Below are 18,756 nucleotides of genomic sequence, written 5' to 3'. Positions count from 1 at the left end.
TACTTACTGAGACTTAAAGTATTGAGGCTACTGAGTTGCTTGAATTGCCGTCAGAGCAATGGTGTAAACAATATCGTCAACCAATGCACCACGAGACAAATCATTCACTGGCTTGCGCATACCTTGCAGCATTGGGCCAATACTAATCAAGTCAGCACTTCTTTGTACCGCTTTGTAAGTCGTGTTACCTGTATTTAAATCAGGGAATACAAATACCGTTGCTTGGCCAGCGACAGGGCTGTCTGGTGCTTTAGAACGAGCTACGTTTTCCATTACAGCAGCATCATACTGAAGTGGACCATCAATCATAAGATCTGGACGTTTTGTTTTAGCAATTTCCGTTGCTTCACGCACTTTTTCTACGTCACTACCTGTTCCAGATGTGCCAGTTGAGTAACTGATCATGGCAACTTTAGGGTCAATGCCAAATGCTTTTGCTGAATCTGCTGATTGAATTGCAATATCTGCAAGTTGCTCAGCGTTTGGATCTGGATTAATTGCACAGTCACCGTATACAAATACTTGGTCAGGCATCAACATAAAGAAGATGGATGATACTAAGCTCGAACCCGGTGCTGTTTTAATTAGCTGTAACGGTGGACGAATCGTATTAGCCGTAGTGTTCACTGCACCAGAAACGATACCGTCAACTTCGTTATTTGAAAGCATCATGGTACCTAATACCATGTTGTCTTTTAACTGTTCTTTTGCAACAACCTCAGTTAAGCCCTTGTGACGACGAAGCTCTAGCATCGGCTCAACATAGTTATCACGAACTGTTATTGGATCTATGATGGTAATGCCTTCGCCGAGGTCAACTTGTTGCTGTTCAGCGGTACGACGAATTTCATCTTCATTGCCTAAAAGTACGCACTTGGCAATGCCACGCTCTGCACAAATAGCTGCAGCTTGTATCGTTCTTGGTTCTTCACCTTCAGGAAGTACAATCGTTTTAGCTGCTGCACGTGCAAGCTCAGTCAGTTTATAACGGAATGCTGGTGGCGATAAACGATGTTCACGCTGTGTGCCTTTAGCAATACTTTCTACCCAGCTTGAATCAATGCTCTCAGCAACGAATTGCTGAACAGATTCGATACGCACAGAGTCATCAACAGGCACTTCATGGTCAAAACGTTGAATATTTAATGATGTCTGCCAAGTATTGGTATCGATCATAAATACTGGAAGTCCAGTTTCAAAAGCTTGGTTACAAAGCTTTAAAATTTCAGGTTCGGGCTCGTAGCTACCAGTCAGTAATAAAGCACCGATTTTAACGCCGTTCATGGCAGCCAAGCAGGCTGAAACAATCACGTCTGAGCGATCACCTGAGGTGACAATCAGTGAACCTGTTTTTAGGTGAGTAACCATATTTGGAATACTGCGAGCACAGAAGGTTACCTTACGAAGGCGACGAGTATGCATATCACCAGCATTTAATATTTTTGCACTCAAATGTTTAGCTAAATCAGATGCTCTTGGTGCTACAAGTTCAACATTGTATGGCACTTTACCCAGAATCTTAACTGGTGATTGCTTCGGCATATCAAAGCTGTCAACAGACGGCTCGTTATTACCGTCAGGATCAAATACTTCGGATAGATCAGGGCGAGTTCGACCTTCTTCATCAACAGGTGCATTAACTTTGTTGATAATGGCGCCGATTAAGCTTTTGTTCTTTTTACCACCCCACGATTGGTGGGTGATCTTTAAACGGCTATTAAACTCAGTAGGAGTATCAGTACCAGGTGTTCCAACAAATACAACATCAGCATCAAGTGCTTTAGCGATTGCTGAGTTAATCTCATCAGCAAATGGATGTTGTCGAGTAGGTACTAAGCCTTCTATAACCAATAGTTCAGTGTTATGAGCACAAGAAGAAGTGCGAGCAATGATTTGCTCCATCAGAATGTCGGTTTGCTCAGAGCTGATAAGTTTTTCCGCATGGCCCATTGAGAAAGGTTCCAGCGGGTTCACCGTAGGTGAAGTACTGAGAATTGTCGTCGAACGCTCAGGGCCATGATCACTTGGTCGCAGTTGAGATATTGGTTTAAAGAATTGCACTTTAATGCCGTGCTGCTCAAGAGCGCGTACCATGCCAAGACTAATTGAGGTTAAACCTACGCTAGTACCCATCGGGACAAGCATAATTTTCCGCGTCATAATGACTCCAAAGTGACAGCGTAAAACAGAAACGCCGCTGTTCAGCGGCGACATAAAGTAACTTATTTATTGATAAGTTTAATTGAATCTTGTGCGATTACCCATTCTTCATTTGTTGGGATGACCATTGCAACTGGGCTACCCTCAGCAGTGATGATACCTTCATTACCAAAACGTGCGGCTTGGTTACGTGCTTTATCAACATTGAAATTGAAGATGCTTAAATGGTTGAGCACTTTTTCACGGATTAAATCAGAGTTCTCACCAATACCACCAGTAAAGATAATCGCATCTAAACGACCCAGTGGAACGGTATAAGAAGCGATGTATTTTGCGAGGCGATAGCAGAAGATTTCGAGCGCTAGTTTTGCACCTTTATGTCCTTCTTCGTAACCTTCTTCGATACCACGACAATCGTTAGTGAGTTCAGATATGCCAAGTAGACCGCTTTGCTTGTTCAGTAAGTTATTTACTTCATCAAGTGTATAGCCAAGTTGGTTCACTAAGTGAAAGATGATTGAAGGGTCTAGGTCGCCAGAACGAGTCCCCATCACTAACCCTTCAAGTGGTGTTAATCCCATTGAGGTATCGACACTCTTACCTTTTTTAATCGCTGTTACTGAAGCGCCATTACCTAGATGAGCACAAATTACATTTGTCTCTGAAATATCTTTATTCAGAACTTTTGCAGCTTCACGGCTAACAAATAAATGGCTTGTGCCATGCATACCATAGCGACGTACGCCATTTTCACGGTAAAGTTTATATGGAAGAGCATAAATGAATGACTCTTCAGGCATTGTCTGATGGAAAGCGGTATCAAAAACTGCAACCTGAGGAAGCTTTGGGAATGAAGCTTGAGCTGCACGAATACCGATTAAATGAGCAGGATTATGAAGTGGTGCAAGAGAAACACACGCTTCGATACCTTTAACTACTTGCTCGTCAATAACGACTGAGTGTGTGAATTTCTCACCACCATGAACTACACGATGGCCGATAGCTTGAATTTGTTCAGCAAGCTCTGGTTGTGCAGCTAGGATTTTATTTACAATAAACTCAATTGCTTCACGATGAGCGGTAAAAGCACCTAAATCAGCTTGTTGCTTTTCACCATTAGTTTTCCACTTAATTCTTGAATTTTCTAAGCCAAAACATTCGGCTAGGCCTGAAATTCTGTCTTCACCTGTTTGGGCGTCCATAACCGCAAACTTTAGTGACGAACTACCGCAATTAAGCACTAAAACAAATTGATTGGACATGGTTAAACCTTCTGCAATTGTGTATTAAATTTAATTCATAAATGGCCCAAAAAGCAGTTTTGGGCTTGAAAACTGGTTTCGATAGCATTCGCTATGCTATGCTCAAATTAGAAGTATTAATTCGGGAGACCTTTCAAACAATGACAATTATAAAAAAATTACGTACTGGTCATCGTTATATGAAAACTTGGCCTATGGTAAAACAACTAGGTTATTTCTTTCCCGAATATCGAGTAGTCAAAGCTACTCAGGTTGCCATTTTTTCAATGCCTTTATTGGCCATTGTCAGCTGTGGCTCTCAGCTTTATTTTTCTGGTTGGGATGCATTACCACAAGCCGTTTGTTATGCATTGTTTTTTCTAAGTTTGCCTCTCCAAGGTCTCATTTGGCTGGGCTGGCGTGCTGAGCACCCTTTACCGTTAACCATTTTTAGTTGGGGACAAGAGCTTTGCTCAAAACTGACTTCAATGGGAGTTCATTGTAAGCCGCTCACTGCGAAAGCTTGTTATTTCGATATCGCTTTGCTTCTAAAAACTGCCTTTGAGCGTCTTGAGCCCGATTATTGGGAACAACTTTAATAAAGTACCTGACCATAAATTATCTTACATTTTCTGGCGTTCATCTTAATTACTCTACTGCGTTCCAACGTCGGTTGCATAGCTACGGCTATGCGCTCTATGTTGCGCCTTGCATAACATTCAATTTGATCGCCATAAATCTGAAAAAACTTATGCTAAGGTACTTAATTCCTAATAGCTCGCATTTATTCCCATATCGGTAAATATTTTTTTCACATCTTCCATTACTTCTCGTGATGGGGGATGTATTTCCGTAAGCTGATAGTCTTCTCCCATCGCTTCCCATTTATGCTTACCTAACTCGTGATAAGGGAGTAACTCAATCTTTTCTACATTGGTCATGGGTTTTACAAATTCAGCTAACTTTTTTGCGGACTCAATATCTTCAGTAAATCCACCAACGACAACATATCGAATCCATGTTTTCTGATTTTTTTTAGTTAAGTATTCTGCAAATTGTAATGTGCGATGATTACTTACTTTAGTCAGTAAGATGTGCTTGTCATCGTCCATTTGTTTAATGTCGAGTAACACGAGGTCGGTATTATCCAACAATCTATCAATGTCTGCTGTGTACTTGCGCACAAAACCGTTAGTATCGAGACATGTGTGTAAATTTTCTTTCTTACAGGCTTCAAATAGATCGGCAACAAACTCAGCTTGCAGAATCGCTTCACCGCCACTGGCAGTTACACCACCGTTACTGGACTCAAGAAAAGGGCGATAAGTTGTGATTTGAGACATAAGCTCGTCGACAGTCACCTCTTTGCCTCCGTCTAAATCCCAAGTATCACGGTTATGACAATATTGGCATCGCATCAAACACCCTTGCATGAAGGTGATAAAACGAATGCCTGGACCGTCTACAGTTCCAAAAGACTCAACTGAATGAATGCGACCATTAATTGCCATGATTTTACCTAGTAAATAGTGCTATTTCTGAAATACAAACGGATGAATTTTAGAAATAACACTGCCAACAAACGAATCTGTTGGCAGTGGCGTTAAGTCTTACAGAGACTTAGTGAAAGTACGTGCGATAACGTCTTGTTGCTGCTCTGTGGTCAGTGAGTTGAATCTCACTGCGTAACCAGAAACACGAATCGTTAGCTGTGGGTACTTGTCAGGATGAACAACGGCATCTTCAAGCATTTCACGGTTCATCACGTTAACGTTTAAATGTTGACCACCTTCGCGGTTATCGTTATGAGCAAAGTAACCATCCATCAATGCTGCCAAGTTCTTACGACGACTATCATCATCTTTACCGAGTGCGTTTGGCACGATAGAGAAAGTATAAGAAATCCCATCTTGCGCATGAGCAAATGGCAGTTTCGCAACAGAAGTCAAAGAAGCAATTGCGCCGTTTTCGTCACGGCCGTGCATTGGGTTTGCTCCCGGAGCAAAAGGTGCGCCCGCTGGACGACCATCAGGAGTATTACCTGTCTTCTTACCATAAACAACGTTTGAAGTGATGGTCAAGATAGACTGTGTTGGGATTGCATCGCGGTACATCTTCTTGTTGCGGATTTTCGCCATAAAGCGTTCAACAAGATCGCAAGCAATGTCATCAACACGAGGATCATTGTTACCAAATTTCGGATAGTCACCGCTGATGTCAAAATCAACAGCAATACCATTTTCATCACGAACAGGTTTTACTTCTGCAAATTTAATAGCTGATAAGCTGTCTGCTGCAATAGAAAGACCAGCGATACCACAAGCCATAGTACGACGAACATCACGATCATGTAGCGCCATTAATGCCGCTTCATAGCTGTATTTGTCGTGCATGAAATGGATTGAGTTAAGCGCAGTCACATATTGTGTCGCTAACCAATCCATTAGGTTATCTAGACGACCCATCACATCATCGTAATTTAATACGGTATCAGTGATAGCGTCTGACTTAGGGGCAACCTGTGCTTTAGATTTTTCATCAACACCACCGTTGATAGCGTAAAGCATAGTTTTAGCTAAGTTAGCACGAGCACCAAAGAACTGCATGTGCTGACCAACAATCATAGGACTCACACAGCAAGCGATTGCGTAATCGTCTGACTCGAAATCAGGACGCATTAAGTCATCGTTTTCGTACTGGATAGAGCTAGTATCGATAGATACTTTCGCACTGTATTTTTTGAAGTTTTCAGGCAGTTTGTCCGACCAAAGTACAGTGATGTTTGGTTCTGGGCTTGGGCCCATAGTGTACAACGTGTTTAGGAAACGGAAGCTAGTTTTAGAAACCAATGTACGACCGTCTAAGCCCATACCAGCAACAGATTCAGTTGCCCAGATTGGGTCACCAGAGAATAGCTCATCATATTCAGGAGTACGTAGGAAACGAACCATACGTAGCTTCATTACGAAATGGTCAACCATTTCTTGAGCTTGTTCTTCAGTGATTACACCATTTCTAATGTCACGCTCAATGTAGATATCTAGGAAAGTAGAAGTTCGACCTAGAGACATTGCAGCACCGTTTTGACTCTTAACTGCTGCTAAGTAACCGAAGTAAGTCCATTGAATTGCTTCTTGTGCGTTTACTGCTGGACGGGAAATGTCGAAGCCATACTTAGCAGCCATTTCTTTCATTTTGCCAAGTGCACGGTGTTGTTCTGCAATTTCTTCACGAAGCTGCATAACTTCAGCTACTTTCTCACCAGCCTCAAATTGAGCTTGTAGTGAGTGGAATTGGCTTAGCTTGTCTTGCATTAAAAAGTCGATACCGTAAAGTGCAATACGACGATAATCACCAATGATACGACCACGGCCATATGCATCTGGTAAACCTGTTAATACACCTGATTTACGGCAAGCTAAAATTTCTGGAGTATAAACATCGAAAACACCTTGGTTGTGTGTTTTACGAAGCTCTGAGTAGACGTATTTTACATCAGCATCTAATTCACGGTCATAAGCTTTACATGAGCCTTCGACCATGCGGATACCACCATTAGGCAGCATTGCACGTTTAAGTGGTGCATCAGTTTGTAAGCCAACAATCGTTTCAAGGTCTTTATTAATGTAACCAGCATCATGAGATGTGATGGTTGAGACCATTTTTGTATCAAAATCAACAGGCGCATGAGTGCTGTTTTCTTGCTTGATACCTTCCATTACCTTAGCCCACAGAGTATTTGTCGACTCAGTAGCACCTGCTAGGAAAGATTCGTCGCCTTCATAAGGCGTATAGTTTTTTTGGATGAAGTCACGGACGTTAACTTCTGATTTCCAATCACCTGAATTCAAGCCTTCCCAAGCTTTACTGAATAATTCTGCATTTTCGGTTGTCATACCACTACCTTCTATTTGGAAATAATGCAAATTGGCCTATGAACTGTAACTTTAAAAAATGAAGCTGAAAGCTACAAGGGCATTGGTCAGCATTTAAAAATAACATTTTGGTTTGTTTCTTACTGTATGAAAAACAGCATAAAACAATTCAAAATAACATTTTGGGTAATTGGTCTTACCAATTGATGGTGATGCTAACATAATTGTCCATTATTAGCATTGTGTCATGTCACATTATCGGTACTTTATTTTGGTTTTTTGTGTGCCAAGTGATGCTTTAAGCGATAAGGTTAAGCAGGAATTCAGAATAATAATAATGATCTGTTAAAAGTAAAAGAATTGACAGTGATATAGCATGTTTTTATGTAATGAAAAATCGCTTTATTCCCTTGCTATGGCAAGAATACACTCACTATTTGATTTAATCATTCTAAGGACAAGCAAAGATTAAAATTTAGACTATAGTTTAGCGATAGTTAAACTTGAAAAAATACTTTTTTGCTAAAAATTTTGGTTAACGTGAAATTTTGTGCTCTGTCTAAGGGTCTTTCACTGATAATTGACACTCTTGCGTATATGGGGACAATCCATGGACTTAACTCAACTTTATAAAAAATTCCTTGGCTTAGTAGGAAGCATTGAAGGGCTTGCGCCGTTAGCTCTAAGAATTTATCTCGCTCCGATTTTACTTCAAGCTGGTTACAACAAATACAGCCACTTCAGTGATACCGTTGCTTGGTTTGGTAATCCTGATTGGGGATTGGGCCTACCATTTCCTGCTGTGATGGCAACACTTGCAGTTGCAACAGAATTAGTTGGTTCAGCTTTACTTCTGATTGGTTTAGCAACTCGTTTAGTTGCAATACCTTTAATGGTCACTATGTTAGTAGCGGCATTTACTGTGCATTGGGAAAATGGCTGGTTAGCAATTGCAGACCCAAGCTCTTGGTTAGCAAATGAGCAAGTTATGGCTTCTGCAGACAAGTTATCTCGTGCGAAAGAAATTTTACAAGAAAATGGTAACTATGATTGGTTAACCTCTTCCGGAAACTTTGTTGTATTGAACAACGGTATTGAGTTTGCGATTACCTACTTCTTAATGTTATTCGCTGTATTTATAATGGGTGGTGGTCGTTACTTTAGCCTTGATTATTACATCGCTAAGAAAAACGGTCTAGCGTAATCCATTACTAAGATAATTAAAAAAGCCGCACAATGTTGCGGCTTTTTTGCATTTCAATTTTGAATGTGTTCATCGTATTTTTGTTCTCAATGAATTGAATCTCTCAATCTGTAACTGTATATTCAACTAAAATAATTCAAATAATGGATATCACTTTGGAAGCTAAAGAATTACTTCTTACCAGACATTCATCTCCACGCTTAATTGAGCCTGGCCCAACTAAAGATCAGTTAGAGTTCATTTTAGATGCGGGGGTTCGAGTTCCAGATCATGCGAGTTTAACACCTTGGGAATTTATCGTGATCGAAGGTGAGGGCACTAAAAAGTTTTCTGATATTTTAGTCAAAGCTGCAAAAAGAAATGACGCACATCGTCAAGCTCTTGATAAAGCAGCAATGATGCCTTTTAGAGCACCGACCATTATTGCTATTGTTGCGACCTACAAGCCACATGCAAAAGTACCTAAGTTAGAGCAAGCAATTTCAGCGGGTTGTGCAGTTATGGCAATGCAACAAGCCTGCTTTACTCTAGGTTTAGGCAGTATTTGGAGAACAGGCGAATATGCCTACAATACAACGGTTAAGCGTGAAATGGCAATTAACGATAATGATGAAATCGTAGGCTTTCTTTATATCGGTATGCCACCAAGCCCTGTACCTGAAAAAGCTTCAAAAAAAGGCGCAGATTTTACGCGTTACCTTTAATCGTTAATTCATTAATTTTTTTACATATTCATTTATCAAAATATTTTAGTGCTAAAGTTAGTTGAGTGAAGACACTAACAGCATTGAAATATTTTGATATGGAGTCATGAATGTCACTGATCACGACTGAGAGGTTATTGATAAGATTTGTTGATGATTCAGATCTCGACTTTATCTTCGAAATAGTCAATTCACCTGGTTACATACAATTTATTGGTGATAACCGAGTCAGAAGTAAAGAACACGCTAAAGCTTATATAATGAATGGCCCTAAAACCAGCTATCAACAATATGGCTTTGGGTTATTTCATGTGAGTTTGAAATCTACAGGTGAGGCTATTGGTCTAGCAGGATTAACTAAACGAGAATACTTGTCCTTTCCTGAATTGGGTTATGCACTGCTTCCTCGTTATTGGGGAAATGGTTATGCTAAAGAAGCTGCTAAAGCCGTGGTTGATTGGGGTTATCAACAAATGAACATTAAAAGGATTATGGCGTTAGTTAAGCACGATAATCCAGGCTCACAATCTGTTTTAAAAAGTGTTGGCTTTAAAAATGTGAGAGATATTGCGGTGCCCGATGAAGATGAGCCAATGCTTTTGATGGGATAAGCTAGTACCCCGATCAGCTGCATAAGACAGTTTCAGTGCCTAATAAAATAGCCGGATGGGGTACTAGAGCCAATATTCTTCATCGGTAGATTTGCTGGTAAAATCAAAGCCATTATTTCTCACTTCTGTCAGAACGAAGTTGATAAACTCTTTAGCCGGTCTGCTCAAATAGGCTCTTGAAGGGTAGACGATATTGTATATTCCTGTTACAGATTCAATCTCTGGCAATACTTTTATTAAATCACCGTTTTCTACTTGTGATTGCACGAAGTCATTAGGTAAACAAGCAATCCCTTTTCCTTCAATTGCGGCCATTTTTGCAAATGCCACACTATTGGTAATCAAGTTTCCTTTGAGCTTAATGTTGCCAAGATTAGAGAAGTCTGACGTATCGTTAATCACTTTACTGCTCATGAAACGATATAAAATACAGTTATGTGTTTCTAAATCTAATGCTGTACTCAAATCTCCATGTTCTTCAATATATGTTGGACTAGCGTAAAAATGGACTTCCCTTTCAAATAAGGGACGTACCACAAGATCTGCATCTTCCGTTTGGATATCAATTCGGAAAGCAACATCTAAGTTGTGCTTCACCATATCAAGCGGCTCTGTTGTCACCAACAGCTCCACATCAATCTGTGGGTGTTTGTCTATAAAAGAAAATATGAGCGAATACAGATGACTTGCTTTAGGGAGCGGTAACATCTGTATTCTTAGTTTGCCTGAAAGCGGAGCTTTATCTGTATTTAAGCCACTGATCAGATTCTCTAACTCAGAAATCATCGAAATAGTCTGCTGGTAAAATCGCTCTCCTGCTGCGGTAGGAACCATTTCTCTGCCGTGGCGATGGAATAGTTTAATAGACAATTCTTCTTCTAAAGACTTTAGTCGACGGCTGATTGTCGATTTAGGAATGCTTAATTGAGCGGCAGTATCGTTAATGCTTTTCTTCTCGACAATCCTGTGGAAAAGTGAGATATCTTCAGTCTTCATTTAATTTTACCTGCATCTAAATTCGTTCCATTTTATGCAACGAATATTCCCATTTAAAACCATATTTTGCAACGGTAGTTCGAAGTATAATTTCCGCAATTTTCTATATGGATCTATTGAAATGTTTAAGCCACGATATATCAGTATCTTAATTGCAAGCATGTTGTTTATGACTGCCTGTAGTCCTAAGCAAGAAGTTGTGACTTCTAGCGAAGTTATTCAGCCAGTAAAGCTATTTACCATTCCTAGTGAAGAAAGCCGTAATGCTAGGACTTATCCTGCAAAAGTGGCGGCAAACAAACAGGCTGATTTGTCATTCAGAATCAGTGGTGTTTTGGAAAAAAGACCGCCATTCGAAGGCGTTCAAGTTAAAAAAGGCCAGTCACTTGCAAAACTGGAAGATAAAGATGCAAAAAATAATCTGTTAAACCGTGAGGCAGATTATGAGCTAGCGAGTGCTGAATTTAAACGTGTGCAAAAGTTACTAAAACAGAAACTAATTTCTCAATCAAATTACGATACAGCTAAAGCCAAGCTAAAATCGGCTAATGCAGCGTTGGCTTCTGCAAAAGATCAACTTAGTTACACTAATCTTTACGCCCCATTTGATGGAATCGTTGCTAAAGTTAGCGTGGATAACTACCAGGTGGTTGGTGCAAATCAAACAGTGTTAACACTGCAAAAAAATGACAGTGTAGATTTAGAAGTGCAAATTCCAGAGTCTTTAGTTGCCAAGTATTCAGTGAATGAACGTTATAAAAAAATAAAGAGCACAGCACAATTTATTGGCGATAAAAATCATACTTATCCCGTCACTCTTAAGGAGTTTACGACTCAAGTCACTCCAGGGACTCAAGCATATGAAGTGGTTTTTAGTCTTGCACAACCAAAAGACTTGAAACTACTTCCAGGTATGACTGCTGAAGTCACTTTTATTTTACCAAATGATGGGCCTGACCATGTTTATCCTGTTGTTCCCCTGTCTGCTGTCGAAAATGCTGATGCGAATGGTGAATCTGTAGCTTGGGTTTTCAGTAATGGGCAGGTAAAAGAGCGAAAAATATCATTAGGAAAAATTACCGATGATGGCATCCAGATCATTAGTGGTTTAAAGGCCGGAGAGCAAATCGTTTCTGCTGGAATCCAACATTTATCGCAAGATATGAAAGTTAAGCCTTTAAAGTGGGAACGTGGAGTCTAGACCATGAATATCGCACAGTTTTCCATTGAGAGAAAAGTAATTAGTTGGATGTTCGTATTGATTTTACTGATTGGTGGTGTAATTTCATTTACGGGATTAGGACAACTAGAATTTCCTGAGTTTACAATTAAACAGGCATTGGTAAATACATCATATCCTGGAGCTTCACCGGAACAAGTTGAAGAAGAAGTTACGTTACCACTTGAAGATGCGATTCAACAATTAGATGCAGTCAAGCATGTAAAATCCATTAATAGTGCTGGATTATCTCAAATTGAAATTGAAGTTTACGATTCATATGGGGCTGACGAATTACCACAAGTTTGGGATGAAGTTCGGCGTAAAGTTAATGATTTAGAAGGTCAGTTCCCTCAAGGGGTTCAAAAGCCTCAAGTCATTGACTATTTTGGTGATGTTTTTGGCTTACTGTACAACTTGACTGGTGAGGGGTATACCTCTAGAGAATTAAAGAACTACGCCGACTTTTTACGTAGAGAAATAGTGCTGGTTGATGGTGTTAAAAAAGTATCGGTCACAGGTAATATCCCTCAACAAATCTTCGTAGAGATATCTCCTGAAAAGTTAGTGAGTTTGGGTCTCAGTCCGTCCTCAATTTTTAGAACGATTCAACAACAAAATGTCGTATCGAATGCAGGAAGTATCCTCATTGATAATAATCGGATTCGGATTCATCCAACAGGTGAATTTAAGAATATTGACGACTTAAGAAACTTACTTGTAAGCCCACCTAATAGTACTAAATTGGTGTACCTAAAAGATATTGCGAAGGTCTATAAAGGTTATAGCGAAACGCCAAGGGTGCTTTATCACAATGAAGGTGAATCAGCGATTTCTGTCGGCATTTCGTTTTCGTCAGGCGTAAATGTTGTTGATGTTGGTAATGCCGTTAAAGCAAGATTAACAGAACTAAAAGATCGCAAGCCATTGGGCATGGAATTACATAAAGTCTACGATCAAGCGCAGGTTGTTGATACTACGGTAACTGGTTTTGTGATTAATTTAGCAGAGTCTGTTGCCATTGTTATCGGTGTACTTTTATTATTTATGGGTATTCGTTCCGGCATTTTAATGGGCCTAATTTTGTTGCTCACTATTCTGGGAACCTTCATTGCAATGAAAGTACTGGGGATTGAACTGCAGATCATTTCCCTTGGAGCTTTAATTATTGCGCTTGGTATGCTGGTGGATAATGCCATTGTGATTACCGAAGGGGTAATTATTGGATTGAAGCGTGGCCAAACAAGACTGCAAGCGGCTAAAGGTATCGTTACCCAGACACAATGGCCATTATTAGGTGCAACGGTTATTGCTATTATTGCCTTTGCTCCAATAGGGCTCTCACAAAATGCTGCAGGTGAATTTTGCCGGTCGTTATTCTACGTATTACTTATTTCATTATCTATTAGTTGGGTTACAGCAATTACGTTAACGCCTTTCTTCTGCAATATAGCATTCAAAGATGGTGAGCAAAAAGAGGATGACGAAACAAACGATCCATATAAAGGCATCGTATTCACGCTATATCGAAATGCACTCTCAGCCGCAATTCATCATCGAGCGGTAACGATTGTTTTGATAGTTGCAGCACTAGGTGGAGCTATTGCAGGCTTCGGCCATATTAAAAACGTATTTTTCCCCGCTTCTAATACTCCCATTTTCTTTGTTGATGTTTGGCTACCTGAAGGTACTGATATCAAAGCAAATGAACATTATATGAAGCAAATTGAAAAGGACGTTCTCAAGAGTGAAGCTGAGAAAACAATTGGTGTTAAAAACGTAACGACTGTGATTGGTCAAGGTGCGCAGCGTTTTGTTTTACCTTATGCTCCAGAAAAAGGGTATGCAGCTTATAGTCAGCTATTGATTGAAATGAAAGATCTTGATTCTCTCAAGCACTATATGCCTAAGTTACAAGACCAACTCAGAAAGAAATACCCAGAAGCAGAGTTTAGGTTTAAGCCCTTAGAAAACGGTCCGTCTCCAGCAGCTAAAATTGAAGCCCGTTTTTATGGTGATGACCCCGTCGTTTTACGTGAGCTTGCAACAAAAGCAGAAGTATTACTCAAGGCTGAACCGACAGCCGATAATATTCGTCATAATTGGCGCAATCAAGTCACTATTATTCGCCCTCAAATAGCAGAAGCTCAAGCTCATGCATTAGGTATTTCTAAAGCAGAAATTGATGATGCGTTACATACAAACTATTCAGGAAAAGTGATTGGTAGCTACCGTGATACTTCCCATATTTACCCGGTTGTTGCCCGCGCTCCACAAGCTGAAAGGCAAGATGCTGATAGCGTTTCAAAAATCCAAGTTTGGAGCAGTAAAACATCTTCGTTTGTTCCTTTGAATCAAGTTGTTTCAGAGTTTAAAACTGAATGGGAAAACCCATTAATTGTCCGTCGTGATAGAAAACGAATGATTGCAGTCATGGCCGACCCTAAACTCGGCATTGATGAAACCGCAGATTCTGTATTCAGAAAAGTGCGCAATAAAGTTGAGCAAATCAAGTTACCTGATGGCTACAAATTAGAGTGGGGTGGCGAGTACGAAAGTGCAGGTGATGCTCAAAAAGCCGTATTCAGTTCAATTCCTATGGGCTACCTAGCCATGTTTCTAATTACGGTGTTGTTGTTTAACTCAGTAAGGCAACCATTAGTGATTTGGTGCACTGTACCGTTATCGCTTATTGGTATTGTTGCTGGGTTACTATTATTTGATGCTCCGTTTAGTTTTATGGCGTTGTTAGGTTTATTGAGTCTGACAGGGATGGTGATTAAAAATGGTATCGTTTTGGTTGATCAAATTAACCTTGAATTGATCAATGGCAAAGAACCCTATGCCGCTGTGATTGATTCATCGGTCAGTCGTGTTCGACCCGTGCTAATGGCTGCAATTACCACCATGCTTGGTATGTTGCCATTGATCAGTGATGCTTTCTTTGGGTCAATGGCGATTACGATTATCTTTGGTTTAGGCTTTGCATCTATCTTAACGCTGTTAATTGTGCCGGTACTTTATACCGTATTCTTTAAAATCAGAGTTCCTGCATAGTAACCTTAAGTAGCAGAGCTAAACTCTAGCTCTGCTATATCTAATGATTCAAAAATTTAGCGACCGGTTAAAATCCGTCTTACTATTAATTCATTGATGTCAAAATGGATAACATAATGAATTATCAGATCTCGAGAGCTGGGCCGGAAGACGTAGAGCAAGTCGCAATATTGTTTGATAAATACCGACAATTTTACGAATATAATAGTGATTTATCTTTGGCTGAGTATTTCATAAGGTCACGAATATCTGAAGAAAGTGCATTAATTTTTATTGCTAAAAATGAATCAGGTGAGTTGTGTGGTTTCTGCCAAGTATTTCCAACATTTTCATCATTACTCGCAAAGAAAGTTTTTGTTTTTAACGACTTGTTTGTGTCTCATAATTTTCGACGTAAAGGAATAGCGAAAGCACTATCGGCGAAGGTTCTCTCGATGGCAAGAATGGAGGGAGTTAATCGAGTAGAGCTGCAAACTCACCATGATAACCTCATTGCGAAAAACCTTTATGAAGGTTTAGGGTTTAAATGTGATGATCAATTCTTATCATATGAGTGCGAAATAATTTAATATTATTAGCATATTAATACGATAAAGAGGTTTTTATGAAAACAGGATTGAAATTACTGCTGGTATTTCTCTTCCCAGCTTTTTCAGTGTTTGCAGCTACTCCAGAGCAAAAGTTAGTGGATGAGGCGTTGTCATGTGCTTCGTACTATCAAATCAGTAGTCATGCTCTGGAACAAATGAATGTGCCTCAGATGAAGAACGTTGCTGAAAGGCTTAAAGGTTCTGAAAAACTAGCGATTAAAATTGCAATAAAATATGATAAGGATGCAGAAGCTAAGCTCCAAAAAGTGATGCAACAACAAATGAGTGTAATGAAGAACTCAACGGGATTAAAAGATATGATCGCTAAGTACAGGCAACAATGTATGACTTTGCTATCAGATCCTGATAAACGTCTCGATTATTGGGAGATGGCGTTAATGTGAAATAATTTTCGCTGATCCTCGTTCTTAATACTGAGTGTAGTGGAAAATTATAGTAAAAGATGAGAAAACTATGATCTTTGGATTGGGTTTAATAGGTGCAGCTATTTGTCTTTATTGCCACATAGTGAGCAATAAAAACTATATATCAGGTGCGAACACAATGCTATCTTCAGAGAAAGATAAATTAGCATTGTTCAACTTTAGTTACATTGTTGTTTTACATGTAATAACAGGGGCTGTATTGGCAGTAGCAGCATTTGACGTTATTTCTAAAATGCATATTTTTGGATTAATGTCATTTATTTCTCTGCTCTACCTTCTTTTCTTCGTATGGCGAAGTTATTTAGGTTTTGTTGTAGGTCAACCTTATAAGAAATTAGATTACCTAGAGATGTTAGGTTTCTTAATAACAGGGCTCTCAGCTGTCGGTGGATTATATTTCGTAAAATAAAACGTTATATTTTATTAGGCACTTCGAACATTCGACGTGCCTTTTTTATTTTATGTTTACCCTGCCATTATTTTTTCTATATCTTCAATTGTCCGTGGTACAGCAGCTGATAGGTTTTCATAGCCCGTATTGGTCACCAAAATATCATCTTCAATTCGTATTCCCATCCCTCGGTAGGACTCGGGAACGTCATAGCAATCTTCAGGGATATAGATCCCTGGTTCAATCGTGAAAACCATATTAGGTTCGAGTTTACGCCAATTTCCTTTTTCGTCATGATAGGGACCAACGTCATGGACATCCATACCTAGCCAGTGACCAGTCTTATGGACAGTAAACTTTTTATAGGCCTGAGTTTCCATGGCGTGTTCGAAAGACATGTCAAGAAAGCCAAGTTCAATAAGCCCTTTGCACATTACTTCCATGCAGGTTTCGTGCAAGGCATTCCAAGGTGTTCCAGGTTTAACTAAAGCAATCGCAGCATCTAATGCTGAAAGAACCAACAGATATATTTGTTTTTGAGCTTGTGTGAACTCACCGTTAATAGGGTAGCTTCTTGTTATATCTGAAGCGTACATATTTAGCTCAGCACCAGCATCAATTAATAGTATTTTCCCTGACTTAATAGGTGCGTTGTTGTCTTCATAATGTAGACACATTGCATTATTACCAGAAGCAACAATATTGGGGTAAGCAACTTCAGTTGAACCAAATGCCGCAATAGATTTCATAAACTGAGCTGATAGTTCTGATTCATTTATCGCAGAAGAGCATGAGCGCATGACATCAATATGTGCTTTAGTGGAAGCTTGGACTGCGGCTTTTATCAAATCAACTTCTTCAATTGCTTTTATCACTCGCATCGGGTGAATAATTTTTGCTAATGGCGTTAGTGTGCGGTACTGCTTAACCACATCAAACGGGCAGTTATGACGCTGAGTATTAAGTAATGGGATAAGTTGAGAAGATATGCGATTAAGTTCATCACTTAAATACACATGTTCAATGTCGGTTAGTTGATTTAACAATTCTTTATCGAAATCAGCTATTTCAAATGCCAGGTCGGCTTGAAAGGATTGAAGAACTCCTTTAACTCCTGCACGCTCACCGAAGTTGACCTCGTGAAGCGGATCTTTAGGTCGGCAAAAAAGGGTAAAGGTTTCCTTGTTATCCTTTTTGGATATCAATGCGAAAGAATCTGGCTCATTAAAACCAGTCAGATAAAAGAAGTCATTGTCTTGTCTAAAATGGTATTTAATGTTTTTACTGCGAACCTTCTGTTGGTATCCGACTAGAATCACTAAGCTGTTTTCGGGCAATTCAGAGAGTAGTGTTTGTCTTCTTTTCTTATATATAGACGACATAAAAAATACATCCTTATAAATTTATAATTCTGTGACCACTATATTTGTATAAAGTATGCTTTTCAAACAATGGGTGACCATTTAAATAGATAGGAGTGTGCAATTAACGATTAGGAATGAAATAATACTCCTAATTGTTTATTTAAAGTTTTCGGATGGAGTTCCCAATTGAATAAGGCAGTATTTCTAGATCGTGATGGTGTAATTAATGTTGATCATGGGTATGTTCACAGAGTTGATGATTTTGAATATATCGAAGGCGTCTTCGAAGCATGCAAAGAACTCAAAGAGCTAGGGTACAAATTGATAGTGGTTACTAATCAATCTGGGATTGCACGTGGTTTATATAGTGAAGATGACTTTCACGCACTCACTGAGTGGATGGATTGGAACTTTGTAGATAAAGGTGTTGAGTTAGATGGTATCTATTACTGTCCGCATCATCCTGTAAAAGGCATTGGAGAATACAAGCAAGATTGCAAGTGTCGAAAGCCAAAATCTGGGATGCTAGAAAGTGCCGCAAGTTTTTTAAAAATTGATTTTGCGAAATCAGTAATGGTAGGCGATAAGCATGATGACATGCTTGCAGCACTAAATGTTAATATTCCAACTCGAGTGGTAGTCAAGACAGGTAAAGGTGAAATTAACTCCACTGCTGCTACAAATGTAATAAATAGTATTGCTGATTTACCAAAGTTATTAAAAAATAGTTAGAAATAAGTACAAAACGGAGCAAAAGTGAACGTTGAGATTAAAATCCATCCAGTTGTGCTGAAAACCTAGTTTTTTTATCAAAAAGCGCTTGCGTAAAATCTCTGACTCCCTATAATGCGCAACCACTGACACGGCACACGCCGAGTTAGAGATTGATTAAATCAAT

General features: G+C 39.4%; 16 protein-coding genes. 10 read left to right on the top strand and 6 right to left on the bottom strand.

Going from position 1 to position 18,756, the window contains the following annotated elements; translation table 11 throughout:
- Positions 1-27: 27 nt before the first annotated feature.
- Together pta and ackA are read right to left on the bottom strand one after the other, a co-directional pair.
- Positions 28-2,160 carry a phosphate acetyltransferase gene (pta, locus tag AC1EU2_RS13300; RefSeq protein WP_480298763.1) on the bottom strand — a complete coding sequence of 711 codons (2,133 nt, stop codon included), beginning with the start codon at positions 2,158-2,160 and terminating at the stop codon, positions 28-30.
- Between the two features lie 62 nt (positions 2,161-2,222).
- Complete coding sequence (gene ackA / locus AC1EU2_RS13295) at positions 2,223-3,422, bottom strand: acetate kinase (protein ID WP_480298762.1); 1,200 nt, start codon at positions 3,420-3,422, stop codon at positions 2,223-2,225.
- Between the two features lie 140 nt (positions 3,423-3,562).
- Here ackA and yfbV point away from each other — a divergent pair, with 140 nt between their 5' ends.
- The gene (gene yfbV / locus AC1EU2_RS13290) at positions 3,563-4,000 is read left to right on the top strand and encodes a terminus macrodomain insulation protein YfbV (protein WP_129946388.1); all 438 of its coding nucleotides are present in this window, start codon (positions 3,563-3,565) and stop codon (positions 3,998-4,000) included.
- Between the two features lie 171 nt (positions 4,001-4,171).
- Here the strand turns inward: yfbV and pflA are convergent, their stop codons facing one another.
- Together pflA and pflB are read right to left on the bottom strand one after the other, a co-directional pair.
- On the bottom strand, positions 4,172-4,912 hold the full coding sequence (gene pflA / locus AC1EU2_RS13285; protein WP_480298761.1) for a pyruvate formate lyase 1-activating protein: 741 nt from the start codon (positions 4,910-4,912) through the stop codon (positions 4,172-4,174).
- Between the two features lie 99 nt (positions 4,913-5,011).
- On the bottom strand, positions 5,012-7,297 hold the full coding sequence (gene pflB, locus AC1EU2_RS13280; RefSeq protein ID WP_480298760.1) for a formate C-acetyltransferase: 2,286 nt from the start codon (positions 7,295-7,297) through the stop codon (positions 5,012-5,014).
- Positions 7,298-7,886: 589 nt separating this feature from the next.
- Here pflB and AC1EU2_RS13275 point away from each other — a divergent pair.
- The 3 genes from AC1EU2_RS13275 to AC1EU2_RS13265 all read left to right on the top strand — a co-directional run bounded on the left by AC1EU2_RS13275 (position 7,887) and on the right by AC1EU2_RS13265 (position 9,795).
- Positions 7,887-8,480 (top strand): HvfX family Cu-binding RiPP maturation protein, encoded by a 594-nt coding sequence (locus AC1EU2_RS13275; RefSeq protein ID WP_480298759.1) that lies wholly within the window; start codon positions 7,887-7,889, stop codon positions 8,478-8,480.
- Positions 8,481-8,635: 155 nt separating this feature from the next.
- On the top strand, positions 8,636-9,184 hold the full coding sequence (locus AC1EU2_RS13270; protein ID WP_480298890.1) for an NAD(P)H nitroreductase: 549 nt from the start codon (positions 8,636-8,638) through the stop codon (positions 9,182-9,184).
- Between the two features lie 110 nt (positions 9,185-9,294).
- Positions 9,295-9,795 (top strand): GNAT family N-acetyltransferase, encoded by a 501-nt coding sequence (locus tag AC1EU2_RS13265; protein WP_480298758.1) that lies wholly within the window; start codon positions 9,295-9,297, stop codon positions 9,793-9,795.
- A gap of 63 nt (positions 9,796-9,858) precedes the next feature.
- Here AC1EU2_RS13265 and AC1EU2_RS13260 read toward each other — a convergent pair whose 3' ends face one another.
- On the bottom strand, positions 9,859-10,791 hold the full coding sequence (locus AC1EU2_RS13260; protein ID WP_480298757.1) for a LysR family transcriptional regulator: 933 nt from the start codon (positions 10,789-10,791) through the stop codon (positions 9,859-9,861).
- Positions 10,792-10,912: 121 nt separating this feature from the next.
- On the opposite strand from AC1EU2_RS13260, the gene AC1EU2_RS13255 reads away from it, so the two are divergent.
- The 5 genes from AC1EU2_RS13255 to AC1EU2_RS13235 all read left to right on the top strand — a co-directional run bounded on the left by AC1EU2_RS13255 (position 10,913) and on the right by AC1EU2_RS13235 (position 16,512).
- Positions 10,913-11,992 carry an efflux RND transporter periplasmic adaptor subunit gene (locus AC1EU2_RS13255; RefSeq protein WP_480298756.1) on the top strand — a complete coding sequence of 360 codons (1,080 nt, stop codon included), beginning with the start codon at positions 10,913-10,915 and terminating at the stop codon, positions 11,990-11,992.
- Between the two features lie 3 nt (positions 11,993-11,995).
- Positions 11,996-15,067 (top strand): efflux RND transporter permease subunit, encoded by a 3,072-nt coding sequence (locus AC1EU2_RS13250; RefSeq protein WP_480298755.1) that lies wholly within the window; start codon positions 11,996-11,998, stop codon positions 15,065-15,067.
- A 116-nt stretch (positions 15,068-15,183) separates the two neighbouring features.
- Positions 15,184-15,636 carry an N-acetyltransferase family protein gene (locus AC1EU2_RS13245; protein WP_480298754.1) on the top strand — a complete coding sequence of 151 codons (453 nt, stop codon included), beginning with the start codon at positions 15,184-15,186 and terminating at the stop codon, positions 15,634-15,636.
- 35 nt (positions 15,637-15,671) lie between these two features.
- Positions 15,672-16,061, top strand: coding sequence for a hypothetical protein (locus AC1EU2_RS13240; RefSeq protein WP_480298753.1), 390 nt, complete (start codon positions 15,672-15,674; stop codon positions 16,059-16,061).
- 70 nt (positions 16,062-16,131) lie between these two features.
- Positions 16,132-16,512, top strand: a complete 381-nt coding sequence (locus tag AC1EU2_RS13235; protein WP_480298752.1) for a hypothetical protein — start codon at positions 16,132-16,134, stop codon at positions 16,510-16,512.
- Between the two features lie 56 nt (positions 16,513-16,568).
- Here the strand turns inward: AC1EU2_RS13235 and AC1EU2_RS13230 are convergent, their stop codons facing one another.
- Positions 16,569-17,876, bottom strand: coding sequence for an aminopeptidase P N-terminal domain-containing protein (locus AC1EU2_RS13230; RefSeq protein WP_480298751.1), 1,308 nt, complete (start codon positions 17,874-17,876; stop codon positions 16,569-16,571).
- A gap of 168 nt (positions 17,877-18,044) precedes the next feature.
- Between AC1EU2_RS13230 and gmhB the strand changes: the two genes are divergently transcribed.
- The gene (gene gmhB / locus AC1EU2_RS13225; RefSeq protein ID WP_480298750.1) at positions 18,045-18,590 is read left to right on the top strand and encodes a D-glycero-beta-D-manno-heptose 1,7-bisphosphate 7-phosphatase; all 546 of its coding nucleotides are present in this window, start codon (positions 18,045-18,047) and stop codon (positions 18,588-18,590) included.
- The last annotated feature ends 166 nt before the right edge of the window (positions 18,591-18,756 follow it).

Source organism: Parashewanella sp. 2304DJ23-3 (assembly GCF_056591695.1).
This window is presented reverse-complemented; position numbering and strand designations above follow the sequence as displayed.